The organism is Polaromonas sp. C04 (genome assembly GCF_002002705.1).
Taxonomy (GTDB): Bacteria; Pseudomonadota; Gammaproteobacteria; order Burkholderiales; family Burkholderiaceae_C; genus Rhodoferax_A.
In genome coordinates, this window is sequence record NZ_MUNS01000016.1 from 1 (window position 1) to 25,423 (window position 25,423).

Here is a 25,423-nt window from a genome sequence, read left to right on the forward strand (position 1 = left end):
GCTTTAGCTCGGGCGGCGGGGGCGACTTCGGCGGCGGCGGCGCCAGCGGCAGGTGGTAACCACAGGAAAGCACAGGAAGAACGCGATGCCAGGCAGGTTCCAAAGAATCCTCAAGCACCTGTGGTTCGACGAGTCGCACGCGCGCCGCGCGATCCCGCCCGCCATGGCGCAGCGGCTGAGACAACGCGTGGCCGCCAGCGAACAGCATCACAGCGGCCAGATCCGCATTTGCGTGGAGGCCAGCCTGCCGCTGCACGCGCTGTGGCGCGACGCGTCAATATCCCATCTCACACACGCACGCGCCGTTGCGCTGTTTGGCGAGCTGCGGGTGTGGGACACCGAGGCCAACAACGGCGTGCTGATCTATCTGCTGCTGGCCGAGCACGCGATTGAACTGGTAGCGGACCGCGGCCTGAACCGGCATGTGCCCGCCGCTGAATGGCAAGCCGTGACCCAGCGCATGGGCGGCGCCTTTCGCGAAGGCCGTTTTGAGGATGGCCTGACGCAGGCGCTGGAGGAAGTGTCGGCCCTGCTGGTGCAGTATTTTCCGCTGGCGCCGGGGCAGGCTCGCCACAACGAGTTGCCGGACGCGCCCGTCGTGCGCTAGCGCCGCGGGGACAGCGAGGCGACGCCTCAGACCTTGGGCGCCTCGCCTTCGAGCAGCCGCAGATTCACCGAATGGGTTGCGTCCAGTTCCTGCTGCAGCGCGCGACTGAGCTGGGCAAAGGTCCGCAACTTGCGATTGGCCGCGCGCAGCCGGTCCGACAGGCGCCTGGAGATGGTCAGCAGCAGGCGCGCGGCCACGTCGGGACACTCCCCGATCAACTGCAGCAGGGCGTCGCGCGTGAGCACCGCAACCATCAGGTCCGTCGCCGCCGTGCAGGTGGCCGAGCGCGGCGAGCCGTCGAGCAGCCCCATTTCACCAATCAGGCCGCCGGGCCCCAGGATGGACACCACCATGGTCTCGTGCGGGGAAGACACCTCGTACTCGACCGTGACCTCCCCTTCGAGAATCAGCATCATGTCGTCGACATCGGTCGCCTCGCCTTCCTGAATGAAGACCGTGCCCGTCGTGACGCGTTTCGGATGCATGAAGCCGACCACCTCGCGCGCGTCGGCCAGGCTCAACTCCACCAGGCCGGTCGGCGTCACCAGCAGCCTGGCGGCGTTCTCCCGCGCCTCACCGCCGCTCCCGGATTTGTCAAACTCCATGCGTTGAATTGTAGTGGTGGGTAGATGCGCGCCCGCGCCTGCGGGGGAGCTTGCCGGCACCCCCATGACAAAGGCCCCGGTCGACGCACGAGCGGGGCCTTGCTTCAAACACGCGAGGACAGTGGATGCCGCCCCGAACGCTATTTTTTCTGCCGGTATTTGCGCAGCGCCGCGATCTCGGCCGCGATGATGTACAGCTCGGACTGGGCCTTGGCGATGTCGATGTCGTTCTTGGCGTTTTTCAGGGCCTCTTCCGCCGCCAGTCTGGCCTCGTTGGCCTTGTGGTCGTCCAGGTCCTTGCCGCGGATGGCGGTATCGGACAGCACCGTCACGCAGTCGGGCTGCACTTCCAGAATGCCGCCGGCGACGAAGACAAACTCTTCGCTGCCATCGGCCTTCTCGATGCGCACCGAGCCGGGCTTGATGCGGGTGATCAGCGGCGTGTGGCGCGGGTAGATGCCGAGTTCGCCCGCCTCGCCGGGCAGCGCCACAAACCGGGCCTCACCCGAGAAGATGGACTCTTCGGCGCTGACAACGTCAACGTGGATGGTGCTCATGTGGCTCACCTCTTAAACTTTTTTGGCTTTTTCGAAGGCTTCGTCGATCGTGCCGACCATGTAGAAAGCCTGCTCGGGCATGTGGTCGCATTCGCCGTTGACGATCATCTTGAAGCCGCGAATCGTCTCGGAGAGCGGCACGTACTTGCCGGGCGAACCGGTGAACACTTCGGCGACGTGGAACGGCTGCGACAGGAAGCGCTGGATCTTGCGCGCGCGCGCCACGGCCAGCTTGTCTTCGGGGGCCAGGTCGTCCATGCCCATGATCGCGATGATGTCGCGCAATTCACGGTAGCGCTGCAGCGTGCCCTGCACGGCACGCGCCGTGTTGTAGTGGTCTTCACCCACCACTTGCGGCGACAGCTGGCGGCTGGTGGAGTCCAGCGGATCGACCGCGGGATAAATCCCCAGCGAGGCGATGTCACGGCTCAGCACCACGGTGGAATCCAGGTGGGCAAAGGTGGTGGCGGGCGACGGATCGGTCAAGTCATCGGCGGGCACATACACGGCCTGGATCGAGGTGATGGAGCCGACCTTGGTGGAGGTGATGCGCTCTTGCAGACGGCCCATTTCCTCGGCCAGCGTCGGCTGGTAGCCCACGGCGGAAGGCATGCGGCCCAGCAGCGCGGACACTTCGGTGCCGGCCAGCGTGTAGCGGTAGATGTTGTCCACGAAGAACAGCACATCCTTGCCTTCGTCGCGGAACGACTCGGCAATGGTCAGACCCGTCAGCGCCACGCGCAGACGGTTGCCCGGGGGCTCGTTCATCTGGCCGTAGACCATGGCCACCTTGGACTCACCGAGGTTCTCGAGGTTCACGACGCCGGAGTCGGCCATCTCGTGGTAGAAGTCGTTGCCCTCGCGGGTGCGCTCACCCACGCCGGCGAACACGGACAGACCCGAGTGCGCCTTGGCGATGTTGTTGATCAGCTCCATCATGTTCACGGTCTTGCCCACGCCGGCGCCGCCGAACAGGCCGACCTTGCCGCCCTTGGCGAACGGACATACCAGGTCGATCACCTTGATACCGGTTTCCAGCAGCTCCTGCGACGGCGACAGCTCGTCGTAGGCCGGGGCCTTGCGGTGAATCGAGGCGGTGAGCTCGGCATTCACCGGGCCACGCTCGTCGATCGGCGCACCCAGCACGTCCATGATGCGGCCCAGCGTGGCCTTGCCCACGGGCACCATGATGGGGTTGGCCGTGTTTTGCACGATCATGCCGCGGCGCAAACCGTCGGACGAGCCCAGCGCGATGGTGCGCACGATGCCGTCGCCGAGCTGCTGCTGAACTTCCAGCGTCAGCGTCGAGCCATCCATTTTCAGAGCGTCGTAAATCTTGGGCATCTGATCGCGCGGAAATTCCACGTCCACCACGGCGCCAATACACTGAACAATTTTTCCTTGAACCTGAGCCATTTTTTGCTCCAAAAATTTGAATCTTGTTAAACCGCTGCGGCACCCGCCACGATTTCCGAAAGCTCTTTCGTAATCGCCGCCTGACGCGTCTTGTTGTAGATCAGCTTGAGCTCGCCAATCACGTTGCCCGCGTTGTCGGTGGCGGCCTTCATGGCCACCATGCGCGCGGCATGTTCGGAAGCGGTGTTTTCCGCGACGGCCTGGTACACCAGCGCCTCGACGTAACGCACCAGAAGCTCATCGATCACCGATTGCGCATCGGGCTCGTAGATGTAATCCCAGCCATGCGTGACGCCGCTCTGCGCTTCGCTGGCGTCGGACTGCGCCTTCAGCGTGTCGTTCGACAAGGGCAGCAACTGCTCGACCACGGGCTCCTGCTTCATGGTGCTGACGAACCTGTTGTAGCTCAGGTAGACCGCGGCCAGTTCGCCCTTGGCGTAGGAATCCAGCAGCACCTTGACCGGGCCGATCAGCTTGTCCAGATGCGGCCTGTCACCCAGCTGCGTGACGTGCGAGACGACCCGCGCGCCAATACGGTTCAAAAACCCCAGCCCCTTGCCGCCGATGGCCACGCTCTGCGGCGTCTTGCCCGCGGCCTGCGTATCGCGCAGCTTGGCGGTGACAGCCCGGAACAGGTTGGTGTTCAAGCCGCCGCACAGCCCCTTGTCGGTGGTCACCACGATGAAGCCCACGGACTTGGCGTCCTCCGGGGTCTTCATGAAAGGGTGAACATACTCGGGATTGGCCTGGCCCAGGTTCGCGGCGATATTGCGGACCTTCTCGCTGTACGGGCGTGCGGCGCGCATGCGCTCCTGCGCCTTGCGCATCTTGGACACGGAAATCATTTCCATGGCCTTGGTGATCTTCTTGGTGTTTTCCACCGACTTGATCTTGGTGCGTAATTCCTTGCCTGCTGCCATATGTGCCCCTTTTGCCTATAAAACTCTGACGTGACGTTGCGGTCGGTAGAGTGGTTTTAAGCAAACGACTTCTTGAACGCCGCCGTGGCCGCGGTCAGTTCAGCTTCAGCATCCTTGTCCATCGCCCTAGTGGTTTCCAGCTTGGACAGCAACGCGGCGTTCTTGTCCTTGAGGTAGGCATGCAAGCCCGACTCGAAGGCCAGCACCTTGTTCACGGCGATGTCGTCCATGAAGCCCTTGTTCACGGCGAACAGCGAGCAGCCCATCAGGCTGATCGGCAGCGGACTGTACTGGGACTGCTTGAGCAGTTCCGTCACGCGCGCGCCACGGTCGAGCTGCTTGCGCGTGGCTTCGTCCAGGTCCGAAGCAAACTGCGCAAAAGCCGCCAGTTCACGGTACTGCGCCAGGTCGGTACGGATACCGCCCGACAGGCCCTTGATCAACTTGGTTTGTGCGGCGCCACCGACGCGCGATACGGAAATACCAGCGTTGATGGCGGGGCGGATACCGGCGTTGAACAGGTTGGTTTCCAGGAAAATCTGGCCGTCGGTGATCGAGATAACGTTGGTCGGCACGAACGCGGACACGTCGCCGGCCTGCGTTTCGATGATCGGCAGCGCGGTGAGGGAACCCGTCTTGCCCTTGACTTCGCCTTTGGTGAAGGTTTCAACGTAGTGTTCGTTGACGCGCGCCGCACGCTCGAGCAGGCGGCTGTGCAGATAGAACACGTCGCCGGGGTAGGCTTCACGGCCTGGCGGGCGGCGCAGCAGCAGCGAGACCTGGCGGTACGCCACGGCCTGCTTGGACAAATCGTCGTACACGATCAGTGCGTCCTGGCCACGGTCGCGGAAATACTCGCCCATGGTGCAGCCCGAATAGGCGCTGACATACTGCATGGCAGCCGACTCGGAGGCCGTGGCGGCCACCACGATGGTGTACTCCATCGCACCGGCCTGCTCCAGCGAGCGCACCACGTTCTTGACCGATGACGCCTTCTGGCCGATGGCAACGTAGATGCAGGTCATGTTCTGACCCTTCTGGTTGATGATGGCATCGATCGCCACGGCGGTCTTGCCGGTCTGGCGGTCGCCGATGATCAACTCGCGCTGACCACGGCCGATCGGCACCATCGAGTCGATCGACTTCAGGCCGGTCTGCATCGGCTGGTCCACCGATTTACGCGCAATCACGCCGGGCGCGACCTTTTCGATCACGTCGGTCATTTTGGCGTTGATCGGGCCCTTGCCGTCAATCGGCTGGCCCAGCGCGTTGACCACGCGGCCCAGCAGCTCGGGGCCGACCGGCACCTCCAGAATGCGGCCCGTGCACTTGACGGTGTCGCCTTCGGAGATATGCTCGTATTCGCCCAAAATCACGGCGCCGACCGAATCGCGCTCGAGGTTCAGCGCCAGGCCATAGGTGGGCAAGCCGTCGCTGCCGGCCGGGAATTCGAGCATTTCGCCCTGCATCACGTCGGACAGGCCATGAATGCGGCAAATACCGTCCGATACGGACACCACCGTACCCTGATTGCGGATGTCGGCACCGGCGGACAGGCCTTCAATGCGGCTCTTGATCAGTTCAGAAATTTCTGCGGGATTGAGTTGCATGACTCTTTCCTTCTTTCGTTAATTGGCCAAACGCCTGGGCACAATGCCCAAGCAGAAAACTGGAGGTCGCGATCCGCGTGAATCATCACGCGGTCAGGGCCACCTTCATCTGTTCCAGGCGGGCCTTGACGGAAGTGTCCAGCACTTCGTCGCCCACCACCACGCGAATGCCGCCGATCAATGCCGGCTCGGGTTCGACCTTGACATTGAGCTTGCGGCCAAAGCGTTTTTCGAGCGTCGCCGCCACATCGGCCAGGGCGGCACTGTCCATCGGAAAAGGGCTGTACACGATGGCGTCCGAGGAGCCGCTTTGCGCGTTCTTCAAGGCACGGAACTGGTCCGCCATTTCGGGCAGCGCCGTCAGCCGGTCGTTTTCGATCACGGCGCGCAGGAAGTTCCTGGCGGCATCCGGCAGCGTCGACCTGGCAACGCCGGAGATCACATCGAACACCTGGCTCGCCGTGACGGTAGGGTTGTCGGCAAACTGCAGCAGCTGCGGGTTGGCGGCGATGAGCGCAAGCTCATCGAGCCAGGCGGCCGTGCTGCCCAGATCGGGCGCAGCGGTCGCCTTGAACAATGCTTCGGCGTAAGGGCGGGCAATGGTTGCGATTTCAGCCATGGTGCGCTCTTACAGCTCGGTCTTGAGACGCGCCAGCAAGTCGGCATGGACCCCGGCATTGACTTCCTTGCGGAGAATCTGCTCGGCGCCCTTGACGGCCAGCACGGCGACCTGCTCGCGCAGGGCCTCGCGGGCCTTCACGGTTTGCTGGTCGGCCTCGACCCTGGCAGCGGCAACAATCTTGTTGCCCTCTTCCGTGGCCTTGCCCTTGGCCTCTTCGATGATGGCCTGGGCGCGACGTTCGGCATCGGCCAGACGCGTGGCAGTCTCGTTGCGCGACCTGGCCAGCTCTTCTTCCACCCGCTTGTTGGCGGTGGACAGCTCGGACTTGGCCTTGTCGGCGGCGGCAAGACCGTCGGCGACTTTCTTGGCACGTTCGTCCAGCGCAGCTGCGATGGGCGGCCACACGAATTTCATCGTGAACCACACCAGAATCGCAAAAACGATTGCCTGGACGAAAAGAGTTGCGTTGATACTCACAGCAACTTCCTTTCAGTCAATTGGTGGTTACGGGCGATTACTTGAGCACGAAGGGGTTGGCAAACGCGAACATCATCGCGATACCGACACCAATCAGGAAGGCCGCGTCGATCAGGCCGGCCAGCAGGAACATCTTGGTTTGCAATTCGTTCATCAGCTCGGGCTGACGCGCGGCGGACTCCAGGTATTTGCTACCCATGATGCCGATACCGATACAGGCGCCCACAGCGCCCAGGCCAATGATCAAGCCGGCGGCGAGTGCGACGAGGCCGAGTACGTGTTCCATTTTTTTAGCTCCAGAGAATGAAAAGTTAGGGTTGAAGGAAAGGGAAACTGCGAAAAAATCAGTGGGTATCGTGCGCCTGGCCGATATACACCAGCGCCAGCATCATGAAAATAAACGCCTGGATGGTGATGATCAGAACGTGGAAGATGGCCCAGATCGCTCCGGCGATCACATGCCCGACCGGCAGCAAGACACCCGAAACCGAGCCAGCCGCGGCGGCACCCATCAACGCGATCAACATGAATAGCAGCTCGCCCGCATACATGTTGCCGAACAACCGCATGCCATGCGAGACGGTCTTGGCGGCAAACTCGATCATTTGCATGGCGAAATTGACGGGCCACAGGATGGGATGGTTGCCAAACGGGGCGGTGAACAGCTCATGCAGCCAGCCGCCCACGCCCTTGATCTTGATGTTGTAGGCAAAGCACACGAGCAGCACCGACACCGACAGACCGAAGCAGGTTGACAAATCAGCCGTGGGAACCACCCGCAGATACGCATGATGCGAATCCTGCCCGGCGGCGCCCGTGATCCAGCCCCAGACCGTGGGCAGCAGGTCGACAGGCAGCAAGTCCATCGCATTCATCAGAAAGACCCAGATGAACACGGCCAGGCCCAGCGGCGCCACCATCTTGCGGCTCTGGGCGTTGTGAATAATGCCTTTGGCCTGCGTATCGACCATCTCGACCAGAATTTCAACCGCAGCCTGGAATCGGCCAGGAACGCCCGAGCTGGCCGCACGGGCCGCGCGCCAAAGAAAGAAGCTCGATAGCACGGCCAGCAGCACGCTCCAGAAGATGGAGTCGATGTTGACGACGGAAAAATCGACCACGCCCTTCATGGGGTGGTTCTGCCAATGCGTCAGGTGGTGAACGATGTATTCACTCGCCGTGGGTCCGTTTTCAGCAGCCATCTGTTTACTCGTTAAGTCCTACGTTTCGGGCGCCACACCAGCGCCACCCAATATACCTTCATCGTCACCACCAGGCCCACCAGCATCGCCGGCCAGCTCAAGTCAGTCACCAGCCTTGGCGCCGCAAACAACATGGCGACCGTCAAGGCAATCTTGACCGCTTCCCACAGGAAGAATCCGAATACCGCAGCCCCCGCATTCACCGAGGACACCCGGCTCGTCAGACCCCGCGCAAACAGCGCGGCCGGAATGACCACCGCCAGCGCGCCGTAGCCAGCCGACCAGCCGGCGTTTTGCCGGCCCGTCAAGGCCCAGGCAGCCAAAGCCACCAGCGCGCCTGCCCCCCCCTGCCCCGCCACGACCCACCAAGGGGAGAGCGAAGGACTCCTCGCCCGAAGCAGCAGGGCCTGCTCGGCCGTCAGAGGCTTGAAATCGGCCCCGGCCGCGTCCTCCTCGGGTGCCGCCGCGATTATTGACATCCCAGATTACACCTAAGTTACAACCGCTTTTTCAGCAAAGCTCTTGATTATACGTAGAAACCCCCGAACTCCAGCCAAACCCCCAGGATCGCGGCAAAAGAACTCGCCACCCGAATGATTTGCGCGCTGCGTCACAATCTACCCTGTCACACCCCGAACAAGACGAAAGTTGACCGATGACACTGCTGGCAAAATTTCTGCACCTGAGCGGAGCCATTGTCTGGCTCGGCGGCATGGCTTTCATGCTGTGGGCACTGCGTCCGGTGGTCACCGCGCAATTGCAGCCGCCGGCGCGGCTGCCCTTGCTGGCGGGCGTGTTGACGCGCTTCTTCTCGGTGGCGTGGATCAGCGTGGGCTTGCTGGCGCTCACCGGAGCCACCATGCTGGGCTCGGTGGGCATGAAAGACGCGCCCGTGGGCTGGCACCTGATGATGGGCATCGGGCTGCTGATGTTTGCCATCTTTGGTCATCTGTATTTCGGCCCCTTCAGCCGCATGAAAAAGGCCGTGGCACAGGCCGACTGGCCGCAGGCAGGGCAGCAAATCGCCAGGATCCACCCGCTGGTAGTGCTCAACTTTGCACTGGGATGGCTGGCCATTGCGGCTGTGTTGTTTTTGCGCTGAATCTATCGACATCCTCTTCTGCCCATTCCGCACACCATGAACGAACTGCCCAGCCTGCCGTGCTACCTCAACGGCGAATTCACGGCGCTCAAGGACGCGAAGGTCAGTGTCATGGACCGCGGCTTTATCTTTGGCGACGGGGTCTATGAAGTGGTGCCGGTGTACGGCGGCCGCCTGTTCCGCTTTGCCCAGCACATGGCGCGGCTCGACCGCTCGCTCGCCGAGCTGCGCATCGCGAACCCGCTCTCGCATGCGCAGTGGCGCGAAGTCGCTACCAAACTAATAGCTGACTATGCACGCTCGACAGGGGCCAAGGCCGAAAACAGCGATCAATTGATTTACATCCAGGTGACCCGCGGCGTAGCCATGCGCGAGCATGTGATGCTGAACGGCCTGACCCCCACCGTGTTCGTGATGAGCAATGCGATGAAGCCCGTGCCACCCGAATTGCGCAGCCAGGGTGCGGCCTGCGTCACGGCCAGCGACTTCCGCTGGGAAAAGGCCCACATCAAGAGCACCAGTCTGCTGGGCGCCGTGTTCGCGCGCCAGATCAGCTTCGACGCCGGTGCGCTGGAGACCGTGATGTTCCGCGACGGATTTTTGAGCGAGGCGGCGGCCAGCAACGTCTGGGTCGTCAAGGGCGGCACCGTGTTCGGCTCGCCCAAGGACAACCTGGTGCTGGAGGGCATCCGCTACGGCCTGATCGAGGAGCTCTGCCGCGCCGAGGGCCTCGGATTCGAGCTGCGCCGCCTGAGCCGCGACGAGGTGCTCCAGGCCGACGAATTGCTGCTGTCGTCCGCGACCAAGGAGGTGCTGGCGATTACCCGGCTCGACGGCCAACCGGTCGGCTCGGGCGTGCCCGGCCCGGTTTACGCCAGGCTGTACGCGGGCTATCAGCAGGCCAAGATCGCCCCATCGCAATAGGCCAGCGCACCGACCATGAACACGCCCCCCGAATCCCCCCAAGACCCGCGCAAGGACTCGCTGATCGAGTACCCGTGCCCCTTTCCCATCAAGGTGATGGGCGCCAAGGTCGATGGTTTCGTGCACGCCATCACCCGCATCGCCGAACAGTTCGATCCCGGCTTCGACGCCACCACCATCGAGTTGCGCGACAGCAAGGCCGGCAACTACCTGGGCATCACCGTGACCGTGACCGCGACCTCGCGCGAGCAGCTCGACGAGCTCTACCGCACGCTGTCCACGCACCCGATGGTGAAGATGGTGTTGTAGGCCGCCGTGGAGATCGCGCTGCACCCCCTTGGCCGGGTGGACTACCTGCCGACCTACGCCGCGATGCAGGAATTCACCACCGCGCGCACCCCCGAGACACCCGACGCACTATGGATTTGTGAGCATCCTGCCGTTTACACACAAGGGCTGGCGGGCAAATCGGAGCACATCCTCAATCCCGGCGACATCCCGGTCATCGCCACCAACCGGGGCGGGCAGGTCACTTACCACGGGCCGGGGCAAGTCGTGGCATATCCGCTGATCGACCTGCAGCGGGCCGGCTATTTCGTCAAGGAATACGTGTACCGCATCGAGCAGGCCGTGCTCCAGACGCTGGTGCACTTTGGCGTGACGGGGCACCGCGTGGCAGGCGCGCCGGGAATTTATGTACGGCTCGATGATCCGGGCTCGCACGCGCTGCTGGCGCAGCGGCCGCAAAAAAACAATGGGGGTCAGATTCCAATTCATTCACCGCCCGATTTCCGGGGCCTCGGCAAAATCGCCGCGCTCGGCATCAAGGTCAGCCGCCACTGCACCTATCACGGCGTGGCGCTGAACGTGGCGATGGATCTGGAGCCCTTCTCTCGCATCAACCCCTGCGGCTACGCGGGACTGCAAACGGTAGACCTTTCTACAATCGGGGTGTCGGCAAGCTGGCAGGAGGCCTCCGATGTATTGAGCCAAAAGCTGCAGACCTACCTGGCACCGTGAGCGGACACCCAACACTTCCGGTCATCCAAAGCACACCATGAACCCTACAGAAGCCGCCAACCCCGTCGCGTACGAAACGGTTCGCGAGGCCCAAAGCGCCGAACAGTACAACCCACTGGCCAAACAGAAGGCCGCAGCCAAGCTCTCGCGCATCCCGGTCAAGGTGCAGCAGGGCGAGATTCTGAAAAAGCCGGACTGGATCCGCGTCAAGGCCGGCTCGCCCAGCACGCGCTTCTATGAAATCAAGGACATCCTGCGCGCCAACAAGCTGGTGACGGTGTGCGAGGAAGCCTCCTGCCCCAACATCGGTGAGTGCTTCGGGAAGGGCACGGCCACCTTCATGATCATGGGCGACAAGTGCACACGGCGCTGCCCGTTCTGTGATGTGGGTCATGGCCGTCCTGACGCGCTAGACACGAACGAGCCCGAGAACCTGGCGAAAACCATCGCGGCCCTGCGCCTCAGATACGTGGTCATCACCAGCGTGGACCGCGACGACCTGCGCGACGGCGGCAGCCAGCATTTTGTGGACTGCATTCGCAAGACGCGCGAGCTGTCGCCCGGCACGCAGATCGAAATCCTGGTGCCCGACTTCCGCGGCCGCGACGACCGCGCGCTGGACATCCTCAGGGCCGCGCCGCCCGATGTGATGAACCACAACCTGGAGACCGTGCCGCGCCTGTACAAGGAGGCGCGCCCGGGCTCGGACTACCCGTTCAGCTTGAACCTGCTCAAGAAGTTCAAGGCGCTGTTCCCGCAGATCCCGACCAAGAGCGGCCTGATGGTGGGCCTGGGCGAGACCGACGACGAAATCCTGGCCGTGATGCGCGACATGCGCGAGCACGGCATCAACATGCTGACGATCGGCCAGTACCTCGCGCCCTCGACCTCCCACCTGACGGTGAAGCGCTATGTGCACCCGGACACCTTCAAGATGCTCGAGGCTAGAGCCTACGAGATGGGCTTCAGCCACGCCGCCGTGGGCGCACTCGTGCGCAGCAGCTACCACGCCGATCAGCAGGCGGAGCATGCGCACGCAACCGACCTGAACCGGGCCGCCGGCAGCTCCTCGCGGTGAAGCGGGGAAACCCGTTCGCACTGGGCGCGATTGCGCTGTGGGCGACGCTGGCGTCGCTGGGCGTATCGCTCAGCCACGTTCCACCCTTTTTGCTGACCGGCCTGGCGCTGCTGATCGGCAGCATTCCAGCCTGGCCGCAGCTGCGGCAATGGCGGGTGCCGCCCGCAACGCTGGCGCTGGGCGTGTACGGCCTGTTCGGTTTTCACTTCCTGCTGTTCATCGCTTTGCGTCATGCGCCGCCGGTGCAGGCCAATCTGGTGAACTACCTGTGGCCGCTCCTGATGGTGGTGCTGGCGCCGGTGCTGCTGCGCGGGGTGCAGCTCAAACTCGTGCACATCGTCACCGCGCTGGTCGGCTTTGCCGGCGCGGCCATCGCCATTGCAGGCGGGCGGCAACTGGATACCGGCTTTGCCTGGGGCTACCTGCCGGCCGCCGGCTCGGCGTTCATCTGGGCCAGTTACTCGCTGCTGACCCAACGTGTCGCCAGGTTTCCGACGGCCGCGATCGGCGGCTTTGCCGCGGTCTCGGGCCTGCTCTCGCTGGCGTGCCACTCCCTGCTGGAGCCTTCGGCCGCCCTGAGCGGTCAGGACTGGCTGCTCATCGTGCTGATGGGCCTGGGCCCGCTCGGCGGCGCGTTTTTCCTGTGGGATGCGGCGCTCAAACGGGGCGACGCGCGCAGCATCGGCCTGCTGAGTTTTTTGACGCCTCTGCTCTCCACGCTGCTGTTGCTTGTGCTGCGCGGGGACCGGCCGAGCCCCTCGATCGTGCTGGCGGCCGTCATGATCGTGGGCGCCGCACTGGTCGGTACGCGCGCCCGCTGAACGCGCGCCGGGACTCAGGCGCTCAGCACCGAGGCCGGATCGTCCGACTCGATCACCTTTTGCGCCCAGGGCTGCAGCCGGGACGTGTCCGAGCGCAGCACCTCCTGCTTGACCGCCAGAATCTGCGCCGGGTGCATGGAAAAGCTGCGCAGCCCCAGGCCCAGCAACAGCCGGGTGTGGCTGGCATCGCCCGCCATCTCGCCGCACACGCTCACGCCCTTGCCCTGCGCATTACATTCGGCAATGGTGTCCGCCACCAGGCGCAACACCGCCGGGTGCAGCGGGTCGTACAGGTGGGCCACGGCCTCATCGGCGCGATCGATCGCCAGCGTGTACTGGATCAGGTCGTTGGTGCCGATCGAGAGAAAGTCGAAGTGCTTCAGAAACAGCTTGAGCATCAAGGCCGCCGCCGGTATTTCGATCATGGCACCGAGCTTGACCGGACCATAAGGCACGCCCCGGTTATCCAGCTCGGCGCGCGCAAAGTCGATCAGCGACAGGGTCTGGCGGATCTCGCTGGCATGGGCCAGCATGGGAATCAGCAAGTTGACCTGCCCGTGCGCCGCGGCGCGCAGGATGGCGCGCAACTGGGTCAGGAACATGGCGGGGTCGTTCAGGCTCCAGCGGATGGCACGCAGCCCCAGCGCCGGGTTCAGGCTGGTGCCATCTTTTTGCGACTTGTCCAGCGGCTTGTCGGCGCCGATGTCCACCGTGCGAATGGTGACGGGCAGGCCCCGCATGCCTTCCACGGCGCGCCGGTAGGCCTGGTACTGCTCTTCCTCGTCGGGCAATTTACCGGTGCGGCCCATGAACAGAAATTCGCTGCGGAACAGGCCCACGCCGACGGCCCCCGCCTTGATCGCGCCGGCCGCGTCCTCGGGCATTTCGATGTTCGCCAGCAACTCCACCTTCTGGCCGTCCATCGTGATCGCGGGGGTGTGGCGCAGCCGCGTCAGCCGTTCGCGCTCGAGCTGGCCCTGACGCTGCTTGAAGCCGTATTCGGCCAGGATGATGGCAGACGGATCGACGATCATCACGCCCGCATCGCCGTCGATGATGACCCAGTCATCCTGGCGCACCAGCTGGCTGGCGGATCGTGCCCCCACCACGGCCGGGATGTCCAGGCTGCGGGCCACGATGGCGGTATGCGAGGTCTTGCCGCCCACATCGGTCACGAAGCCGGCGAACACGCTCTGCTTGAACTGCAGCATGTCAGCCGGCGAGAGGTCGTGCGCGATCAGCACCAGCGGCACATCGACCGTATCGTCCAGCAGCAAATCCTGCTGTGTCTTGCGGTGCGGCGTGGTGGGCGGCGTGATCGGCAATGCTACGCCCTTCATGTAGCGCAAGATGCGCTCGACCACCTGCTCCAGGTCGGCCTTGCGCTCGCGCAGGTACTCGTCCTCCATCTCGTCGAACTGGCGCGCAATCACTTCGAGCTGGGTGGTCAGCGCCCACTCGGCGTTGTACAGACGATTGGTGATCCAGTGCTTGACGCCGCTGACCAGCATCTCGTCCTGCAAGAGCATCAAATGCACGTCGAGCAGGGCCGTCAGCTCGTGCGGCGCGTCCTTGGGCCCCATTTGCGACACACTTTGCTGCAACCGGTGGATTTCATCCACCACGGCGTTGCGGCCGGCCCGCACGCGCTCGATCTCGGCATCGACGCGGGCCGGCTCGATAAAGTAGTGCGCCACGTCGGCCCGGCTGGACGCGACCAGTACGGCGCGCCCGATGGCGATGCCGCGGGCCACCGGCAAACCTTGCACGCTGAAGGTCATGGACGCATCTCCCGGGCCGGAACACGGACTCGCCACATGCTACTCGCCCTCCCCGAATTTGTCGGCCATCAGCGCCAGCAACGCGTCCATGGCCTCCTGCTCACGTTCGCCATCCGTCTCCACTTCAACGACGGAGCCAATGCCCGCCGCCAGCATCATCACCCCCATGATGCTCTTGGCGTTGACGCGGCGCTCGCCCTTGGTCAGCCACACCTCGCACGGAAAACTACCCGCCAGCTTGGTCAGTTTGGCCGAAGCGCGGGCATGCAGCCCCAGTCTATTGCTGATGGTCGTTGAGGTCTTGATCATGAGGTTTTCTGGTCTGGTTTTGCGGCGCGGTCACGGCCACCTGCATCACGCCCTGGGTGCCGCCAATCACCGCGCGCGAGACCAGTGCGTCAAGCGGCTCGTGGCAATAACACACCGTGCGCAGCACCATCGGCAAATTGACCCCCGTGATGAGCCGGGAGTTCACCCCGTCGACCAGCTTTTGCGCCACGTTACAGGGCGTGGCGCCAAACACATCGGTCAGCACCAGCGTGCTGTCCGTTCCCATCTGGGCCATGGCAATGCGGGCCGCCGCCAGGGTCTCCTCCGGCGGCAGATGGGGCTGCACATCGAACGCCACCACGCCGCTGGCGCAGTCGGGAAACACATGCAGCGCGCACTCACGCAAGGCGCGGGCCAACGGCGCATGGGCAATGATGAAGATACTGTTCATTGCTGCCGATTATCGGAGTTTGCGCGCGCTCATTGAAGCCTGAGCGCCGAAAAGAAGGTGTCGCTCACCTCCATGCTGACTTTGCTGGCATAAACGACTGCCTGAAACAACTGTATGCCCGAGCTCGTACTTTGGGCAAACCAGGCCGCATGCACCGCCACCGCCTGACCGTCCGCACGCTGGCCGGACGCCACCACCCGAACCGACTGGGGCAACGCCAAGGTGCCCTTGGGCAGGAAAGGCTCGTCGCTCGACACCGTCGCGCGCAGGTTGGCCAGCGTCACGGCGCGCCACTGGGCCAGCATCTCGCCCGCCTGTGCCGGATCGCTGATCGCCATGTGGCCAATGGCAAACGTGGCGCCACCGGCGTCGCAACTGAGCATGTCGAGCCGCACGGGCCGGCCGGCCAGGCTCACGGCCCGCATCGCTTGATCGGGTTTGCAGGGTAACAAGGCGATCAGCGTCGAAGTATCGGGGCGGACCTCGCGCCAGTTGAAAGTGGGGCTGCACGCCGCCAGCCACAAGGCTGCGAACAAGACGGGAGCACGCAGGAAATATCGCATCGCCCGATTATCGTTTTGCACCGAGAATGCTGTCCATGGACTCATTACAAGGCATTCGTGTTCTCGACCTGTCACGCATTCTGGCGGGACCGTGGTGTACCCAAACCCTGGCCGATCTGGGCGCGGACGTGATCAAGATCGAGCGCCCCGGCAGCGGCGACGACACCCGCACCTGGGGCCCGCCATTCATTCAGGACGCGGCCGGCCACGACACGGCTGAGGCCGCCTACTACCTGGGCACCAACCGCAACAAGCGCTCGGTCAGCTGCGACATCGCCCAGCCGGCCGGCCAGGCGCTGGTGCGCGATCTGGTGGCACATTGCGACGTGTTCATCGAGAACTTCAAGGTCGGCGACATGGCGCGCTATGGGCTCGACTACGCCTCGCTCAGAGCCCTGAATCCGAAACTGGTTTACTGCAGCGTCACTGGCTTCGGCCAGACCGGCCCCTACAAGGACCGTGCCGGCTACGACTACGCCATCCAGGGCATGGGCGGCCTCATGAGCATCACCGGCGAGCGCGATGACCTCGGCGGTGGCCCGCAAAAAGTCGGCGTGGCAGTGGCTGACCTGTTCACCGGCATGTACGCCACCGTGGCCATCCTGGCGGCGCTGCGCCATGCCGAGCGCACCGGCGAGGGTCAGCATGTGGACATGGCCCTGCTGGACACCCAGGTGGCGATGCTGGCGAATCTGGGCGCCAACTACCTCGTGAGCGGCAAGGTGCCGGGACGATCCGGCAACGCGCACCAGAACATCGTGCCCTACCAGGTGTTCGAGGTGAAGGCGCCCGACGGCGCCCCCGACGGCACACGCGATCACCTGATTCTGGCCGTTGGCAACGATCGCCAGTATGTCAAATTTTGTAGCGTTGCCGGCAGGCCAGACCTGGGCCTGGACCCGCTTTATGCCAAGAACCAGGACCGTGTGCGCAACCGTGCCCAGTTGGTGCCGCTGTTGGAGGCCATTCTGAAAACCCGTACCAAGGCCGACTGGCTGGCGGCGCTGGAAGCGGCCAAGGTGCCGTGCGGCGCCATCAACAACCTGGCCGAAGTGTTTGCCGACCCGCAGGTGCGCCAGCGCGGCATGGTGAACGACTGGCAGCATCCCTTGAGGGACGATCTGCGACTGGTCGCGAGCCCGATCAAGCTCAGCGCCACGCCGGTGCGCACGCCCCAAACGGGTGGACGGCCGCCGCCGTTGCTGGGGCAGCACACGCAGGAAGTGCTGCGCGATATCCTGAAATACTCCGAGGCCCGGCTCACGCAATTGAAGAGCGACAAGGTTATTTGACGGCCGAATGGCTCGTCATTTCAGGGCGCCAAACACCTTGGCGATCACGGCGCTGCCGGTGCCCACGGGATCCTGGCGGATCTTCTTTTCCTCCTCGCCAATCATCAGGTAGAGACCGTCCAGCGCCTTGCCCGTGACGTACTGCTGGATGTTCGCGTCTTCCTTTTTCACCAGGCCGAAGCCGGCCGCCTTGCCGGCGACGGCGTTGTATTTCGCGGCCAGACCCACCTTTTCGGTGGCCTTGGTGACCACAGGCAGAAATTTGACGCTCAGCGGTGCGCGGGTCTTTTCGGCGAAGAAACTGGTGACCGAGTTGTCACCGCCGGAGAGGATTTTCTTCGCATCGCTCACGTTCATGGCCCGGACGGCACCCACCAGCATGTCCTTCGCCATCGGCACCGCGGCCTCGGCGGCACGGTTCATGGCGGTCACGAGCTCCTGCACGCGCTGGCCCTGGCCCAGGGTTTTGAGCAGTTGGGAAGCGTTTTCCAGATAGCCGGGCAGCGGGATCCGAACTTTTGCGTTGCCCAGGAATCCATCAGGCCTGCCAAGCAGGCTGACGGCCGATTGGGCGCCCTTTTCCAGCGCGGCCTTCAAGCCTTGGGAAGCCTGCGCGTTGCTGATGTCCGCCAGCGAGAGCGCGTAAGCCTGCTGGTAAGTGGCCCATAACAGAATCCCAAGCGCCGAAACCGAAGTGGAATTAAACTGTCGACGATCCATGAGTGAATCCTTCCAATGAAACGATCTTTATACAGTGTGGCAGCCGTGCTGGTTCTGGCCATTGCCGGAGGCGCTTTCTATTGGAGCGCCGCCAACCAGGCCGCGCCGCAATCGACCTTTGTGTTGCTCGATGGCAGCACCAAAACCACCGCCGACCTGAAGGGCAAAGTCACCCTGGTGAACTTCTGGGCCACCAGCTGCGTCACCTGCGTGGCGGAAATGCCCAAGGTCATCGCCACCTACGACAAGTACAAGACCCAGGGTTTTGACACGCTGGCGGTCGCCATGAGCTACGACCCGCCCAGCTATGTCGTGAACTACACCGAGACGCGCAAGCTGCCATTCAAGGTCGCAATCGACAACACCGGCACGGTCGCCAAGGCCTGGGGCGACGTGCAACTCACGCCCACCACCTATCTCGTGAACAAGCGCGGCGAGATCGTGAAGCGCTATGTGGGTGAGCCCAACTTCGCCGAACTGCACCGGTTGATCGAGAAACTGCTGGCCGAAGCCTGAAAGACGACAAACCGGCGCAGACCTGGTCGCACTCTGGCCGCCCTTGAACACTCCGTCAATACAGCTGATCGAACCCGTCGAGACCCGCGACATCGAGTCCATACGCGAGATTTTTCGCGAATACGCGAACAGCCTGGCGGTGGATCTTGGCTTTCAGGGGTTCGAAGCCGAACTGGCTTCATTGCCGGGCGACTACGCGGCGCCCCGTGGCGCCCTGCTGCTGGCGCTGGTGGATGGCGCAGCGGCGGGCTGTTGCGCCTTGCGTGCGCTGGACACGGTGGATTACCCGAATGCCTGCGAGATGAAACGCCTGTATGTGCGCAAGGCGTTTCGCGGCTTTGGCCTGGGCCGCCAGTTGGCCGAGGCGATGCTGGATTGCGCGCGCCGGGCGGGCTATGCCTGCCTCCTGCTCGACACGCTGGACGACATGGAGGCCGCGCGCAGCCTGTACGAGGAGCTGGGGTTCAGGGAAGTCCCGCCCTACTACCACAACCCGATCGCGGGAGCGCATTACCTGAAGGCTGATTTGTAACCGGCTTCAAATCAAATCGGCCTGCAGCCCTTATGAGGCAAGCGCTTGCAGCTATAAATAAAATAGCGAATCGATCAGGCCTTGGCCTGTGCCAGCAGCGTGGCCGCGTCGCTCACTTCGAATTTACCGGGGCCCTCGATGTTCAGCGTGGCCACTTTGCCATTCCTGACCAGCATCGAGTAGCGGTTGCTGCGCAGGCCCATGCCCTTGCCGGTCAGGTCCAGCGTCAGTCCGGTGGCCTTGGCGAAGGCGGCGTCGCCATCGGCCAGCATGCGCACCTTGGTGCCGGTTTTCTGGTCGCGCGCCCAGGCCCCCATCACGAACGCGTCGTTCACGCTGACACACCAGATTTCATCGACGCCGGCGGCCTTGAGCTCATCGGCTTTCGCGACATAACCCGGCACGTGCTTGGCCGAGCAGGTGGGCGTGAAAGCGCCCGGCAGCGCAAACAGGGCAATCGTTTTGCCGGCAGCGGCCTTGCTCACGTCGACCGGATTGGGGCCGATACTGCAGCCATTGCCTTCGACTTCGGAGAATTCCATCAGGGTGACTGCGGGAAGGGTATCGCCAACTTTGATCATGCTGTGCTCCAGATTAAGTGTGAATCAGGCGGTGCCTCGGAGATTGAAACACCAGACGCGAAAACAGCCCACATTGTGGGCTGTTTTGCAGTGGCGCGCAGTCGACGCCGGTGGAAGGCTTAAACCGCGACGGCCTTTTGCACCAGCCGGGTCGCGACCCAGTTCTTCGTCTTCGAGATGGGCCGGCTCTCCGTGATTTCGACCATGTCGCCGAGTTTGTACTCGCCCTTTTCATCGTGGGCATGGTACTTGCTCGACTTGCCAACGATCTTGCCGTAGAGCTCGTGCTTGACGCGACGCTCGATCAGCACGGTGACGGTCTTTGCACGTTTGTCGCTAACGACCTTGCCGACCAAGGTGCGTTTGAGGGATTTTTTAGGTTCCGTCATGATGTCGCTCCTTATTTAGCCGTTTGCTTCTCGACAAGAATCGTCTTGGCGCGAGCAATATCGCGGCGCGTCGAGCGCAGCGTGGCGGTGTTGTTGAGTTGTTGCGTGGCTTTTTGCATGCGCAGGCCAAAGTGGGCTTTTTGCAGCGCTTTGACTTCGGCTTGCACGCCGGCAACGTCTTTTTGGCGCAGTTCAGCAGCTTTCATTTCTTCATTCTCCTGAAATTACGCGCCGATCATTCGGCTGACAAACGTGGTGCGCAGCGGCAGCTTGGCAGCGGCCAGACGAAACGCCTCACGTGCGAGTTCTTCGGGCACGCCGACGATCTCGAACACCACTTTACCGGGCTGGATTTCAGCCACGTAGTATTCAGGATTGCCCTTGCCGTTACCCATCCGCACTTCGGCGGGCTTCTGGGAGATTGGCTTGTCGGGAAACACGCGGATCCAGATGCGGCCGCCACGTTTGACGTGACGGGAAATCGCACGGCGTGCGGCTTCGATCTGGCGCGCGGTCAGACGGCCGCGGTCGGTGCACTTCAGGCCGAAGTCACCGAACGCCACCGAGTTGCCTCGGGTGGCGATGCCGGTGTTGCGGCCTTTTTGTTCCTTGCGGTACTTTCTGCGAGCGGGTTGCAGCATGATTATTCTCCGTATTACTCGGTTTTCGCTCCGCCGTCAGCTGCTGCAGCTGGCGCGGCTACCTTGCGGACGCGCTTAACGGAGGGTTTGGTTGCGTCGGCACCGACGGTAGCCTCTGCGGGTTTGTCGCTGCCATCGGCGGGTGCCACATTGGCACCCACAGGGCGGCGCGGGCCACGTGCGGGCGGACGGTCACCGGGGCGCGCATCGCGGCGCGGACCGCGCGGGCGGCGCTCGTCATCGGTGCGCGGCTCCAGGGCTGCGGGCGCATCGTTGCGACCCAGCGTATCGCCCTTGTAGACCCAGACCTTGACGCCGATCACACCATAGGTGGTCTTGGCCTCCGAGGTGCCGTAGTCGATGTCGGCGCGCAGCGTGTGAAGCGGCACGCGGCCTTCGCGGTACCACTCGCAGCGCGCGATCTCGATCCCGTTCAGGCGGCCCGACGACATGATCTTGATACCCAGGGCGCCCAGACGCATGGCGTTCTGCATGGCGCGCTTCATCGCACGGCGGAACATGATGCGTTTCTCGAGCTGCTGGGTGATCGAGTCGGCGATCAGCTTGGCATCGATTTCGGGCTTGCGCACTTCCTCGATGTTGACGGCCACCGGCACGCCCAGTTGACGACTGAGTTCGCGCTTGAGGTTTTCGATGTCCTCGCCTTTTTTGCCGATCACCACGCCCGGACGCGCCGAGAAAATGGTGATGCGGGCGTTCTTGGCGGGGCGCTCGATCAACACGCGCGAAACCGCGGCGTTCTTGAGCTTGGCCTTGAGGTACTCGCGCACCTTGATGTCTTCGGCCAGCATGCCGGCGAAGTCACGGTTGTTGGCGTACCAGCGTGAAGCCCAGTTGCGGCTGACCGAAAGACGGAAGCCGGTGGGGTGGATTTTTTGTCCCATAGTTCTGCCGAGCCTTTCAGTTGCCAACCGTCACGTACACATGGCACGTGGGTTTTCTGATCTGGTTGCCACGACCTTTGGCGCGGGCGGTAAAGCGCTTGAGCGAGGCACCCTGCTCGACGAAGATGGTCTTGACCTTCAACTCGTCGATGTCGGCACCGTCATTGTGTTCGGCGTTGGCGATAGCGGACTCAAGAACCTTCTTGATGATCACTGCCGCTTTTTTCTGGGTGAATTCCAGGACGTTGAGCGCCTGGTCCACTTTCTTGCCGCGAATCAGATCAGCGACCAGACGGCCTTTGTCGACCGACAGACGAACGCCCCGAAGGACTGCACGTGTTTCCATGGTCTTTCCTTATTTCTTCTGGACTTTTCGGTCCGCGGGGTGACCCTTGAAGGTGCGCGTCAGGGCGAATTCGCCCAGCTTGTGGCCCACCATCTGGTCGGTGATGTAAACCGGCACGTGCTGCTTGCCGTTGTGCACGGCAATGGTCAGTCCGATGAACTCGGGCAGAACCATGGAGCGGCGCGACCAGGTCTTGATTGGTTTTTTGTCTTTGGTCATCACGGCCTTGTCGGCCTTGACCACCAAATGTTGGTCAACAAACGGACCCTTTTTAAGAGAGCGAGTCATTTGTTATCCCTTATTTCTTGCGACGCGACACGATCATGACCTGCGTGCGCTTGTTGTTACGGGTGCGATAGCCCTTGGTCAGATTGCCCCAAGGGTCGACGGGGTGGCGGCCTTCACCGGTTTTGCCTTCACCACCGCCATGGGGGTGATCCACCGGGTTCATGACCACACCGCGAACGGTCGGACGAATCCCCATCCAGCGCTTGACACCGGCCTTGCCCAGACGGCGCAGGCTGTGCTCTTCGTTGGCGACTTCGCCTATGGTGGCGCGGCATTCGATATGAATCTTGCGCACTTCGCCCGAGCGCATGCGCACTTGGGCGTAGCTGCCCTCGCGCGCCAGCAGGGTTGCCGAGGTACCGGCCGAGCGGGCAATCTGCGCGCCTTTGCCCGGCTGCAGTTCGATGCAGTGAATGGTCGAGCCCACCGGGATGTTGCGGATCGGCAGGGTGTTGCCGGCGCGGATCGGCGCCTCGGCACCACTCATCAGCGACACGCCCACTTCCAGGCCGCGCGGCGCGATGATGTAGCGGCGCTCGCCGTCGGCATAGCACACCAAGGCGATGTGCGCCGTGCGGTTCGGGTCGTACTCGACGCGCTCCACTTTCGCCGGAATGCCGTCTTTGGTGCGGCAGAAATCGACAACGCGGTAGTGATGCTTGTGGCCACCGCCGCGGTGGCGCGTCGTGATGTGGCCATTGTTGTTGCGACCTGCATGCTGGAACTGGGGTTCGAGCAGCGGCGCATACGGATCACCCTTGTACAGGTGATCGCGGGTCACCTTCACCACGCCACGCTGGCCCGGTGAAGTCGGTTTGAGTTTAATGACAGCCATGATTACGCGGCCTCCCCGGACAGGTTCAGCTCTTGACCCGGCTTGAGCGTCACATAGGCCTTGCGCACGTTGTCGCGGCGGCCGATGGATTTGCCAAAACGCTTGGTCTTGCCTTTGGTGTTCACCACAGAGACGCCCTTGACTTCCACCTTGAACATCAATTCCACAGCGGCCTTGATCTCGGGTTTGGAGGCATCCTGCAGCACCTTGAAGGTCACGGCATTGCTCTTGTCGGCCACCATGGTTGCCTTTTCAGACACGATGGGAGCGACCAGCACCTGCATCAAACGGCCTTCGTCAAACTTTGCAGCGGCGGTGCTCATGCGAACATCTCCTTGAGTTTGTCCATTGCGCCCTTGGTGACGAGGACTTTCTTGTAGTGCACCAGCGACACCGGATCGGCGTAACGCGGCTCGACGACGAGCACGTTCAGCAGGTTGCGGGACGCTAAATACAGGTTTTCATCCACTTCGTCGGAAATCACCATGACCGACTGCAGGTTCATCGCCTTGAAGCGGGCGGCCAGTGGCTTGGTCTTGGGGGATTCCACTTTCAGGGAATCGACCACGGCCAGGCGGCCTTCGCGCGCCAGCTGCGAGAAGATGGCGGCCATGCCGGCGCGGTACATCTTCTTGTTGATTTTTTGCGTGAAGTTTTCGTCCGGGCTGTTCGGGAAAATCCGGCCGCCGCCGCGCCACAGCGGCGAGGACGTCATACCGGCACGGGCGCGGCCCGTCCCCTTTTGCTTGAACGGCTTCTTGGTCGAGTGATGGACCTGTTCGCGGTCTTTCTGGGCACGCGTGCCCTGACGCGCATTGGCCTGGAAGGCGACCACGATCTGGTGCACCAGATCTTCGTTGTATTCACGGCCAAACACGGTCTCGGGGGCTTCAAACTTGGAAGCGGCCTGACCTTGGTCGTTCAGGAGTTCGAGCTGCATCAGTTCGCTCCCTTCGCGTTGGCGGCAGATTCTTTGGCCTTGACGGCATGGCGAACGGTCACAAAACCACCCTTGGAGCCGGGGATCGCGCCTCGGATCAAGAGCAATTGGCGCGCTTCGTCAATCCGAAACACATCCAGGTTTTGCGTGGTGACGGTGTCATCACCCAAATGACCGGTCATGCGCTTGCCCGGGAAAACACGACCCGGATCCTGCGCCATGCCGATGGAGCCCGGCACGTTGTGCGAACGGCTGTTGCCGTGCGATGCGCGCTGCGAGCTCATGTGGTGGCGTTTGATGGTTCCGGCGTAGCCCTTGCCGATGGAGGTGCCCTGCACATCCACCTTCTGACCCACCGTAAACACCGCATTCACCGGCACCGAGGCACCCGCCTGGTATTGGGCGGCAGCATCGGCGGTGACACGGAATTCCCGAATGATTTCCCCGGCTTCAACGCCTGCTTTCGCAAGGTGGCCAGCGGCCGGCTTGGTGACACGCGAAGCTTTGCGCGAACCGAACGTGACCTGCAGGGCCACGTAGCCGTCGTTCTCTTGGGTTTTGATCTGGGTCACGCGGTTGTTGGACACATCCACCACCGTGACAGGCACTGCGTCCCCGTCGTCGGTGAATAGGCGCATCATGCCCACCTTGCGGCCCAGCAACCCCAGGGAGTTGCTCAGACTCATTGTTTTCTCCAAAACTTCCACCGCTGCCACTTCAATTGGCGACAGCGTTTGGGTGTGAAAGAAGGTTAATAAAACTCTGCCGATTTGCAGCGCAAATTGGGCAGAGCCCTAAAGTATAACCCGAATGGCCATCTCTGGCAAATTCGTGCTGCACCCAAAGGCTTTAAAAGGACTTTGCGCGTACAAAATCCCGAAGATCTCGGTCGCCTTGAACTTATTGCAGCTTGATTTCCACATCGACGCCGGCGGGCAGATCGAGCTTCATCAGGGCGTCAACGGTCTTGTCCGTCGGGTCGACGATATCCATCAGGCGCTGGTGCGTGCGGATTTCAAACTGGTCGCGGCTGGTCTTGTTGACGTGCGGCGAGCGCAGGATGTCGAAACGTTTCATGCGCGTCGGCAGAGGCACGGGGCCCTTGACGATGGCGCCGGTGCGCTTGGCGGTATCCACGATCTCGGCGGCCGATTGGTCGATGAGTTTGTAATCAAACGCTTTCAGGCGGATACGGATTTTTTGCTTGGTTGACATGCTAATTCCTTTGTTTGTTCAATCAGTTGAGGACAGGGTAAAACGCTGCGTTTTCCGGCTCTGTCCCACAAACAAATCGATTACGCGATAATTTTTGCCACCACGCCGGCGCCCACGGTCTTGCCGCCTTCGCGGATGGCAAAGCGCAGGCCTTCTTCCATGGCGATCGGGTTGATCAGCTTGACGGTGATCGTCAC

At 62.7% G+C, this 25,423-nt stretch carries 38 protein-coding genes; 10 read left to right on the forward strand and 28 right to left on the reverse strand.

Annotated features, from left to right (window positions below):
- The first annotated feature begins 85 nt into the window (after positions 1–85).
- The gene (locus tag B0E49_RS00505) at positions 86–607 is read left to right on the forward strand and encodes a TPM domain-containing protein (RefSeq protein WP_077560019.1); all 522 of its coding nucleotides are present in this window, start codon (positions 86–88) and stop codon (positions 605–607) included.
- A 26-nt stretch (positions 608–633) separates the two neighbouring features.
- Here the strand turns inward: B0E49_RS00505 and B0E49_RS00510 are convergent, their stop codons facing one another.
- From B0E49_RS00510 to B0E49_RS00555, 10 genes are all read right to left on the reverse strand, one after another.
- Positions 634–1,212: a cyclic nucleotide-binding domain-containing protein gene (locus B0E49_RS00510; RefSeq protein ID WP_077560020.1), complete on the reverse strand. Its 579-nt coding sequence runs from the start codon at positions 1,210–1,212 to the stop codon at positions 634–636.
- A gap of 140 nt (positions 1,213–1,352) precedes the next feature.
- Positions 1,353–1,769: a F0F1 ATP synthase subunit epsilon gene (locus tag B0E49_RS00515; RefSeq protein WP_077560021.1), complete on the reverse strand. Its 417-nt coding sequence runs from the start codon at positions 1,767–1,769 to the stop codon at positions 1,353–1,355.
- Between the two features lie 12 nt (positions 1,770–1,781).
- Positions 1,782–3,185: a F0F1 ATP synthase subunit beta gene (gene atpD / locus B0E49_RS00520; protein WP_077560053.1), complete on the reverse strand. Its 1,404-nt coding sequence runs from the start codon at positions 3,183–3,185 to the stop codon at positions 1,782–1,784.
- 26 nt (positions 3,186–3,211) lie between these two features.
- On the reverse strand, positions 3,212–4,105 hold the full coding sequence (gene atpG, locus B0E49_RS00525) for a F0F1 ATP synthase subunit gamma (RefSeq protein WP_077560022.1): 894 nt from the start codon (positions 4,103–4,105) through the stop codon (positions 3,212–3,214).
- A 56-nt stretch (positions 4,106–4,161) separates the two neighbouring features.
- On the reverse strand, positions 4,162–5,715 hold the full coding sequence (gene atpA / locus B0E49_RS00530) for a F0F1 ATP synthase subunit alpha (protein ID WP_077560023.1): 1,554 nt from the start codon (positions 5,713–5,715) through the stop codon (positions 4,162–4,164).
- Positions 5,716–5,800: 85 nt separating this feature from the next.
- Positions 5,801–6,334 carry a F0F1 ATP synthase subunit delta gene (locus B0E49_RS00535; RefSeq protein ID WP_077560024.1) on the reverse strand — a complete coding sequence of 178 codons (534 nt, stop codon included), beginning with the start codon at positions 6,332–6,334 and terminating at the stop codon, positions 5,801–5,803.
- A 9-nt stretch (positions 6,335–6,343) separates the two neighbouring features.
- Complete coding sequence (locus tag B0E49_RS00540; protein WP_077560025.1) at positions 6,344–6,814, reverse strand: F0F1 ATP synthase subunit B; 471 nt, start codon at positions 6,812–6,814, stop codon at positions 6,344–6,346.
- 37 nt (positions 6,815–6,851) lie between these two features.
- Positions 6,852–7,100 (reverse strand): F0F1 ATP synthase subunit C, encoded by a 249-nt coding sequence (gene atpE / locus B0E49_RS00545; protein WP_077560026.1) that lies wholly within the window; start codon positions 7,098–7,100, stop codon positions 6,852–6,854.
- A gap of 58 nt (positions 7,101–7,158) precedes the next feature.
- On the reverse strand, positions 7,159–8,016 hold the full coding sequence (gene atpB / locus B0E49_RS00550) for a F0F1 ATP synthase subunit A (protein ID WP_077560027.1): 858 nt from the start codon (positions 8,014–8,016) through the stop codon (positions 7,159–7,161).
- An 11-nt stretch (positions 8,017–8,027) separates the two neighbouring features.
- Positions 8,028–8,495, reverse strand: coding sequence for an ATP synthase subunit I (locus B0E49_RS00555; RefSeq protein WP_077560028.1), 468 nt, complete (start codon positions 8,493–8,495; stop codon positions 8,028–8,030).
- Between the two features lie 176 nt (positions 8,496–8,671).
- On the opposite strand from B0E49_RS00555, the gene B0E49_RS00560 reads away from it, so the two are divergent.
- From B0E49_RS00560 to B0E49_RS00585, 6 genes are read left to right on the forward strand one after another with little or no spacing between them, the layout of a single operon-like run.
- Complete coding sequence (locus tag B0E49_RS00560; protein WP_077560029.1) at positions 8,672–9,118, forward strand: CopD family protein; 447 nt, start codon at positions 8,672–8,674, stop codon at positions 9,116–9,118.
- A 36-nt stretch (positions 9,119–9,154) separates the two neighbouring features.
- Positions 9,155–10,042 carry a D-amino acid aminotransferase gene (locus B0E49_RS00565; RefSeq protein WP_077560030.1) on the forward strand — a complete coding sequence of 296 codons (888 nt, stop codon included), beginning with the start codon at positions 9,155–9,157 and terminating at the stop codon, positions 10,040–10,042.
- Positions 10,043–10,057: 15 nt separating this feature from the next.
- On the forward strand, positions 10,058–10,351 hold the full coding sequence (locus tag B0E49_RS00570) for an HP0495 family protein (RefSeq protein WP_077560031.1): 294 nt from the start codon (positions 10,058–10,060) through the stop codon (positions 10,349–10,351).
- Between the two features lie 6 nt (positions 10,352–10,357).
- Entirely contained in the window at positions 10,358–11,062 is a 705-nt protein-coding gene (lipB, locus tag B0E49_RS00575; protein ID WP_077560032.1) for a lipoyl(octanoyl) transferase LipB, read from the forward strand.
- A gap of 37 nt (positions 11,063–11,099) precedes the next feature.
- On the forward strand, positions 11,100–12,140 hold the full coding sequence (gene lipA / locus B0E49_RS00580; protein ID WP_077560033.1) for a lipoyl synthase: 1,041 nt from the start codon (positions 11,100–11,102) through the stop codon (positions 12,138–12,140).
- Positions 12,137–12,961 (forward strand): DMT family transporter, encoded by an 825-nt coding sequence (locus B0E49_RS00585; RefSeq protein ID WP_077560034.1) that lies wholly within the window; start codon positions 12,137–12,139, stop codon positions 12,959–12,961. Before lipA ends, B0E49_RS00585 begins: the two co-directional genes overlap by 4 nt.
- A gap of 14 nt (positions 12,962–12,975) precedes the next feature.
- Here B0E49_RS00585 and ptsP read toward each other — a convergent pair whose 3' ends face one another.
- The 4 genes from ptsP to B0E49_RS00605 are packed head-to-tail and all read right to left on the reverse strand — an operon-like array spanning position 12,976 to position 16,026.
- The gene (gene ptsP / locus B0E49_RS00590) at positions 12,976–14,742 is read right to left on the reverse strand and encodes a phosphoenolpyruvate--protein phosphotransferase (protein ID WP_077560035.1); all 1,767 of its coding nucleotides are present in this window, start codon (positions 14,740–14,742) and stop codon (positions 12,976–12,978) included.
- Between the two features lie 39 nt (positions 14,743–14,781).
- A complete protein-coding gene (locus B0E49_RS00595) occupies positions 14,782–15,051 on the reverse strand; it encodes an HPr family phosphocarrier protein (RefSeq protein ID WP_077560036.1) in 270 nt (89 codons plus the stop codon).
- On the reverse strand, positions 15,020–15,463 hold the full coding sequence (locus B0E49_RS00600) for a PTS sugar transporter subunit IIA (protein WP_077560037.1): 444 nt from the start codon (positions 15,461–15,463) through the stop codon (positions 15,020–15,022). The genes B0E49_RS00595 and B0E49_RS00600 overlap by 32 nt, the downstream gene beginning before the upstream one ends.
- A 29-nt stretch (positions 15,464–15,492) precedes the next feature.
- Complete coding sequence (locus B0E49_RS00605; protein ID WP_077560038.1) at positions 15,493–16,026, reverse strand: hypothetical protein; 534 nt, start codon at positions 16,024–16,026, stop codon at positions 15,493–15,495.
- Positions 16,027–16,061: 35 nt separating this feature from the next.
- Here B0E49_RS00605 and B0E49_RS00610 point away from each other — a divergent pair, with 35 nt between their 5' ends.
- Complete coding sequence (locus B0E49_RS00610) at positions 16,062–17,318, forward strand: CaiB/BaiF CoA transferase family protein (protein ID WP_077560054.1); 1,257 nt, start codon at positions 16,062–16,064, stop codon at positions 17,316–17,318.
- A 15-nt stretch (positions 17,319–17,333) separates the two neighbouring features.
- On the opposite strand, the gene B0E49_RS00615 is transcribed toward B0E49_RS00610, so the two are convergent.
- Positions 17,334–18,038, reverse strand: a complete 705-nt coding sequence (locus tag B0E49_RS00615; RefSeq protein ID WP_077560039.1) for a DUF4197 domain-containing protein — start codon at positions 18,036–18,038, stop codon at positions 17,334–17,336.
- A 15-nt stretch (positions 18,039–18,053) separates the two neighbouring features.
- On the opposite strand from B0E49_RS00615, the gene B0E49_RS00620 reads away from it, so the two are divergent.
- Complete coding sequence (locus tag B0E49_RS00620) at positions 18,054–18,554, forward strand: TlpA family protein disulfide reductase (protein ID WP_077560040.1); 501 nt, start codon at positions 18,054–18,056, stop codon at positions 18,552–18,554.
- A 43-nt stretch (positions 18,555–18,597) separates the two neighbouring features.
- Positions 18,598–19,086 (forward strand): GNAT family N-acetyltransferase, encoded by a 489-nt coding sequence (locus tag B0E49_RS00625; RefSeq protein WP_077560041.1) that lies wholly within the window; start codon positions 18,598–18,600, stop codon positions 19,084–19,086.
- 74 nt (positions 19,087–19,160) lie between these two features.
- Here the strand turns inward: B0E49_RS00625 and B0E49_RS00630 are convergent, their stop codons facing one another.
- From B0E49_RS00630 to B0E49_RS00690, 13 genes are all read right to left on the reverse strand, one after another.
- Complete coding sequence (locus tag B0E49_RS00630; RefSeq protein WP_077560042.1) at positions 19,161–19,667, reverse strand: peroxiredoxin; 507 nt, start codon at positions 19,665–19,667, stop codon at positions 19,161–19,163.
- A gap of 119 nt (positions 19,668–19,786) precedes the next feature.
- On the reverse strand, positions 19,787–20,056 hold the full coding sequence (gene rpsQ / locus B0E49_RS00635) for a 30S ribosomal protein S17 (protein ID WP_077560043.1): 270 nt from the start codon (positions 20,054–20,056) through the stop codon (positions 19,787–19,789).
- Positions 20,057–20,067: 11 nt separating this feature from the next.
- Complete coding sequence (gene rpmC / locus B0E49_RS00640; protein ID WP_077560044.1) at positions 20,068–20,262, reverse strand: 50S ribosomal protein L29; 195 nt, start codon at positions 20,260–20,262, stop codon at positions 20,068–20,070.
- Between the two features lie 18 nt (positions 20,263–20,280).
- Positions 20,281–20,697, reverse strand: coding sequence for a 50S ribosomal protein L16 (gene rplP / locus B0E49_RS00645; RefSeq protein WP_077560045.1), 417 nt, complete (start codon positions 20,695–20,697; stop codon positions 20,281–20,283).
- Between the two features lie 14 nt (positions 20,698–20,711).
- Positions 20,712–21,602 carry a 30S ribosomal protein S3 gene (gene rpsC / locus B0E49_RS00650; RefSeq protein WP_077560046.1) on the reverse strand — a complete coding sequence of 297 codons (891 nt, stop codon included), beginning with the start codon at positions 21,600–21,602 and terminating at the stop codon, positions 20,712–20,714.
- 16 nt (positions 21,603–21,618) lie between these two features.
- A complete protein-coding gene (gene rplV / locus B0E49_RS00655; RefSeq protein WP_077560047.1) occupies positions 21,619–21,948 on the reverse strand; it encodes a 50S ribosomal protein L22 in 330 nt (109 codons plus the stop codon).
- 9 nt (positions 21,949–21,957) lie between these two features.
- On the reverse strand, positions 21,958–22,236 hold the full coding sequence (rpsS, locus tag B0E49_RS00660) for a 30S ribosomal protein S19 (RefSeq protein WP_077560048.1): 279 nt from the start codon (positions 22,234–22,236) through the stop codon (positions 21,958–21,960).
- A 10-nt stretch (positions 22,237–22,246) separates the two neighbouring features.
- Positions 22,247–23,071: a 50S ribosomal protein L2 gene (rplB, locus tag B0E49_RS00665; protein ID WP_077560049.1), complete on the reverse strand. Its 825-nt coding sequence runs from the start codon at positions 23,069–23,071 to the stop codon at positions 22,247–22,249.
- 2 nt (positions 23,072–23,073) lie between these two features.
- A complete protein-coding gene (gene rplW, locus B0E49_RS00670; RefSeq protein ID WP_077560050.1) occupies positions 23,074–23,394 on the reverse strand; it encodes a 50S ribosomal protein L23 in 321 nt (106 codons plus the stop codon).
- The gene (gene rplD, locus B0E49_RS00675) at positions 23,391–24,011 is read right to left on the reverse strand and encodes a 50S ribosomal protein L4 (RefSeq protein ID WP_077560051.1); all 621 of its coding nucleotides are present in this window, start codon (positions 24,009–24,011) and stop codon (positions 23,391–23,393) included. Before rplD ends, rplW begins: the two co-directional genes overlap by 4 nt.
- Positions 24,011–24,697: a 50S ribosomal protein L3 gene (rplC, locus tag B0E49_RS00680; protein WP_077560052.1), complete on the reverse strand. Its 687-nt coding sequence runs from the start codon at positions 24,695–24,697 to the stop codon at positions 24,011–24,013. Before rplC ends, rplD begins: the two co-directional genes overlap by 1 nt.
- A 214-nt stretch (positions 24,698–24,911) precedes the next feature.
- Positions 24,912–25,226: a 30S ribosomal protein S10 gene (gene rpsJ / locus B0E49_RS00685; protein WP_019575636.1), complete on the reverse strand. Its 315-nt coding sequence runs from the start codon at positions 25,224–25,226 to the stop codon at positions 24,912–24,914.
- A gap of 80 nt (positions 25,227–25,306) precedes the next feature.
- Positions 25,307–25,423: EF-Tu C-terminal domain-related protein (locus B0E49_RS00690; RefSeq protein WP_502688686.1), on the reverse strand; the 117-nt coding region annotated here is incomplete at its 5' end.

Bases quoted from the DNA above. Each gene is read 5' to 3' on its own strand.
- atpG (WP_077560022.1), bottom strand. From the start codon at position 4,105: ATGGCAGCAGGCAAGGAATTACGCACCAAGATCAAGTCGGTGGAAAAC.
- B0E49_RS00570 (WP_077560031.1), top strand. From the start codon at position 10,058: ATGAACACGCCCCCCGAATCCCCCCAAGACCCGCGCAAGGACTCGCTG.
- atpA (WP_077560023.1), bottom strand. From the start codon at position 5,715: ATGCAACTCAATCCCGCAGAAATTTCTGAACTGATCAAGAGCCGCATT.
- lipA (WP_077560033.1), top strand. From the start codon at position 11,100: ATGAACCCTACAGAAGCCGCCAACCCCGTCGCGTACGAAACGGTTCGC.
- atpE (WP_077560026.1), bottom strand. From the start codon at position 7,100: ATGGAACACGTACTCGGCCTCGTCGCACTCGCCGCCGGCTTGATCATT.
- B0E49_RS00515 (WP_077560021.1), bottom strand. From the start codon at position 1,769: ATGAGCACCATCCACGTTGACGTTGTCAGCGCCGAAGAGTCCATCTTC.
- B0E49_RS00620 (WP_077560040.1), top strand. From the start codon at position 18,054: ATGAAACGATCTTTATACAGTGTGGCAGCCGTGCTGGTTCTGGCCATT.
- rpsJ (WP_019575636.1), bottom strand. From the start codon at position 25,226: ATGTCAACCAAGCAAAAAATCCGTATCCGCCTGAAAGCGTTTGATTAC.
- rplB (WP_077560049.1), bottom strand. From the start codon at position 23,071: ATGGCTGTCATTAAACTCAAACCGACTTCACCGGGCCAGCGTGGCGTG.
- B0E49_RS00510 (WP_077560020.1), bottom strand. From the start codon at position 1,212: ATGGAGTTTGACAAATCCGGGAGCGGCGGTGAGGCGCGGGAGAACGCC.
- rpmC (WP_077560044.1), bottom strand. From the start codon at position 20,262: ATGAAAGCTGCTGAACTGCGCCAAAAAGACGTTGCCGGCGTGCAAGCC.
- rplD (WP_077560051.1), bottom strand. From the start codon at position 24,011: ATGCAGCTCGAACTCCTGAACGACCAAGGTCAGGCCGCTTCCAAGTTT.
- B0E49_RS00595 (WP_077560036.1), bottom strand. From the start codon at position 15,051: ATGATCAAGACCTCAACGACCATCAGCAATAGACTGGGGCTGCATGCC.
- B0E49_RS00600 (WP_077560037.1), bottom strand. From the start codon at position 15,463: ATGAACAGTATCTTCATCATTGCCCATGCGCCGTTGGCCCGCGCCTTG.
- B0E49_RS00535 (WP_077560024.1), bottom strand. From the start codon at position 6,334: ATGGCTGAAATCGCAACCATTGCCCGCCCTTACGCCGAAGCATTGTTC.
- rplW (WP_077560050.1), bottom strand. From the start codon at position 23,394: ATGAGCACCGCCGCTGCAAAGTTTGACGAAGGCCGTTTGATGCAGGTG.
- B0E49_RS00610 (WP_077560054.1), top strand. From the start codon at position 16,062: ATGGACTCATTACAAGGCATTCGTGTTCTCGACCTGTCACGCATTCTG.
- rplP (WP_077560045.1), bottom strand. From the start codon at position 20,697: ATGCTGCAACCCGCTCGCAGAAAGTACCGCAAGGAACAAAAAGGCCGC.
- B0E49_RS00505 (WP_077560019.1), top strand. From the start codon at position 86: ATGCCAGGCAGGTTCCAAAGAATCCTCAAGCACCTGTGGTTCGACGAG.
- rpsQ (WP_077560043.1), bottom strand. From the start codon at position 20,056: ATGACGGAACCTAAAAAATCCCTCAAACGCACCTTGGTCGGCAAGGTC.
- rplC (WP_077560052.1), bottom strand. From the start codon at position 24,697: ATGAGTCTGAGCAACTCCCTGGGGTTGCTGGGCCGCAAGGTGGGCATG.
- atpB (WP_077560027.1), bottom strand. From the start codon at position 8,016: ATGGCTGCTGAAAACGGACCCACGGCGAGTGAATACATCGTTCACCAC.
- B0E49_RS00560 (WP_077560029.1), top strand. From the start codon at position 8,672: ATGACACTGCTGGCAAAATTTCTGCACCTGAGCGGAGCCATTGTCTGG.
- B0E49_RS00615 (WP_077560039.1), bottom strand. From the start codon at position 18,038: ATGGATCGTCGACAGTTTAATTCCACTTCGGTTTCGGCGCTTGGGATT.
- B0E49_RS00555 (WP_077560028.1), bottom strand. From the start codon at position 8,495: ATGTCAATAATCGCGGCGGCACCCGAGGAGGACGCGGCCGGGGCCGAT.
- ptsP (WP_077560035.1), bottom strand. From the start codon at position 14,742: ATGACCTTCAGCGTGCAAGGTTTGCCGGTGGCCCGCGGCATCGCCATC.
- rpsC (WP_077560046.1), bottom strand. From the start codon at position 21,602: ATGGGACAAAAAATCCACCCCACCGGCTTCCGTCTTTCGGTCAGCCGC.
- B0E49_RS00605 (WP_077560038.1), bottom strand. From the start codon at position 16,026: ATGCGATATTTCCTGCGTGCTCCCGTCTTGTTCGCAGCCTTGTGGCTG.
- B0E49_RS00565 (WP_077560030.1), top strand. From the start codon at position 9,155: ATGAACGAACTGCCCAGCCTGCCGTGCTACCTCAACGGCGAATTCACG.
- rpsS (WP_077560048.1), bottom strand. From the start codon at position 22,236: ATGACTCGCTCTCTTAAAAAGGGTCCGTTTGTTGACCAACATTTGGTG.
- atpD (WP_077560053.1), bottom strand. From the start codon at position 3,185: ATGGCTCAGGTTCAAGGAAAAATTGTTCAGTGTATTGGCGCCGTGGTG.
- B0E49_RS00630 (WP_077560042.1), bottom strand. From the start codon at position 19,667: ATGATCAAAGTTGGCGATACCCTTCCCGCAGTCACCCTGATGGAATTC.
- rplV (WP_077560047.1), bottom strand. From the start codon at position 21,948: ATGGAAACACGTGCAGTCCTTCGGGGCGTTCGTCTGTCGGTCGACAAA.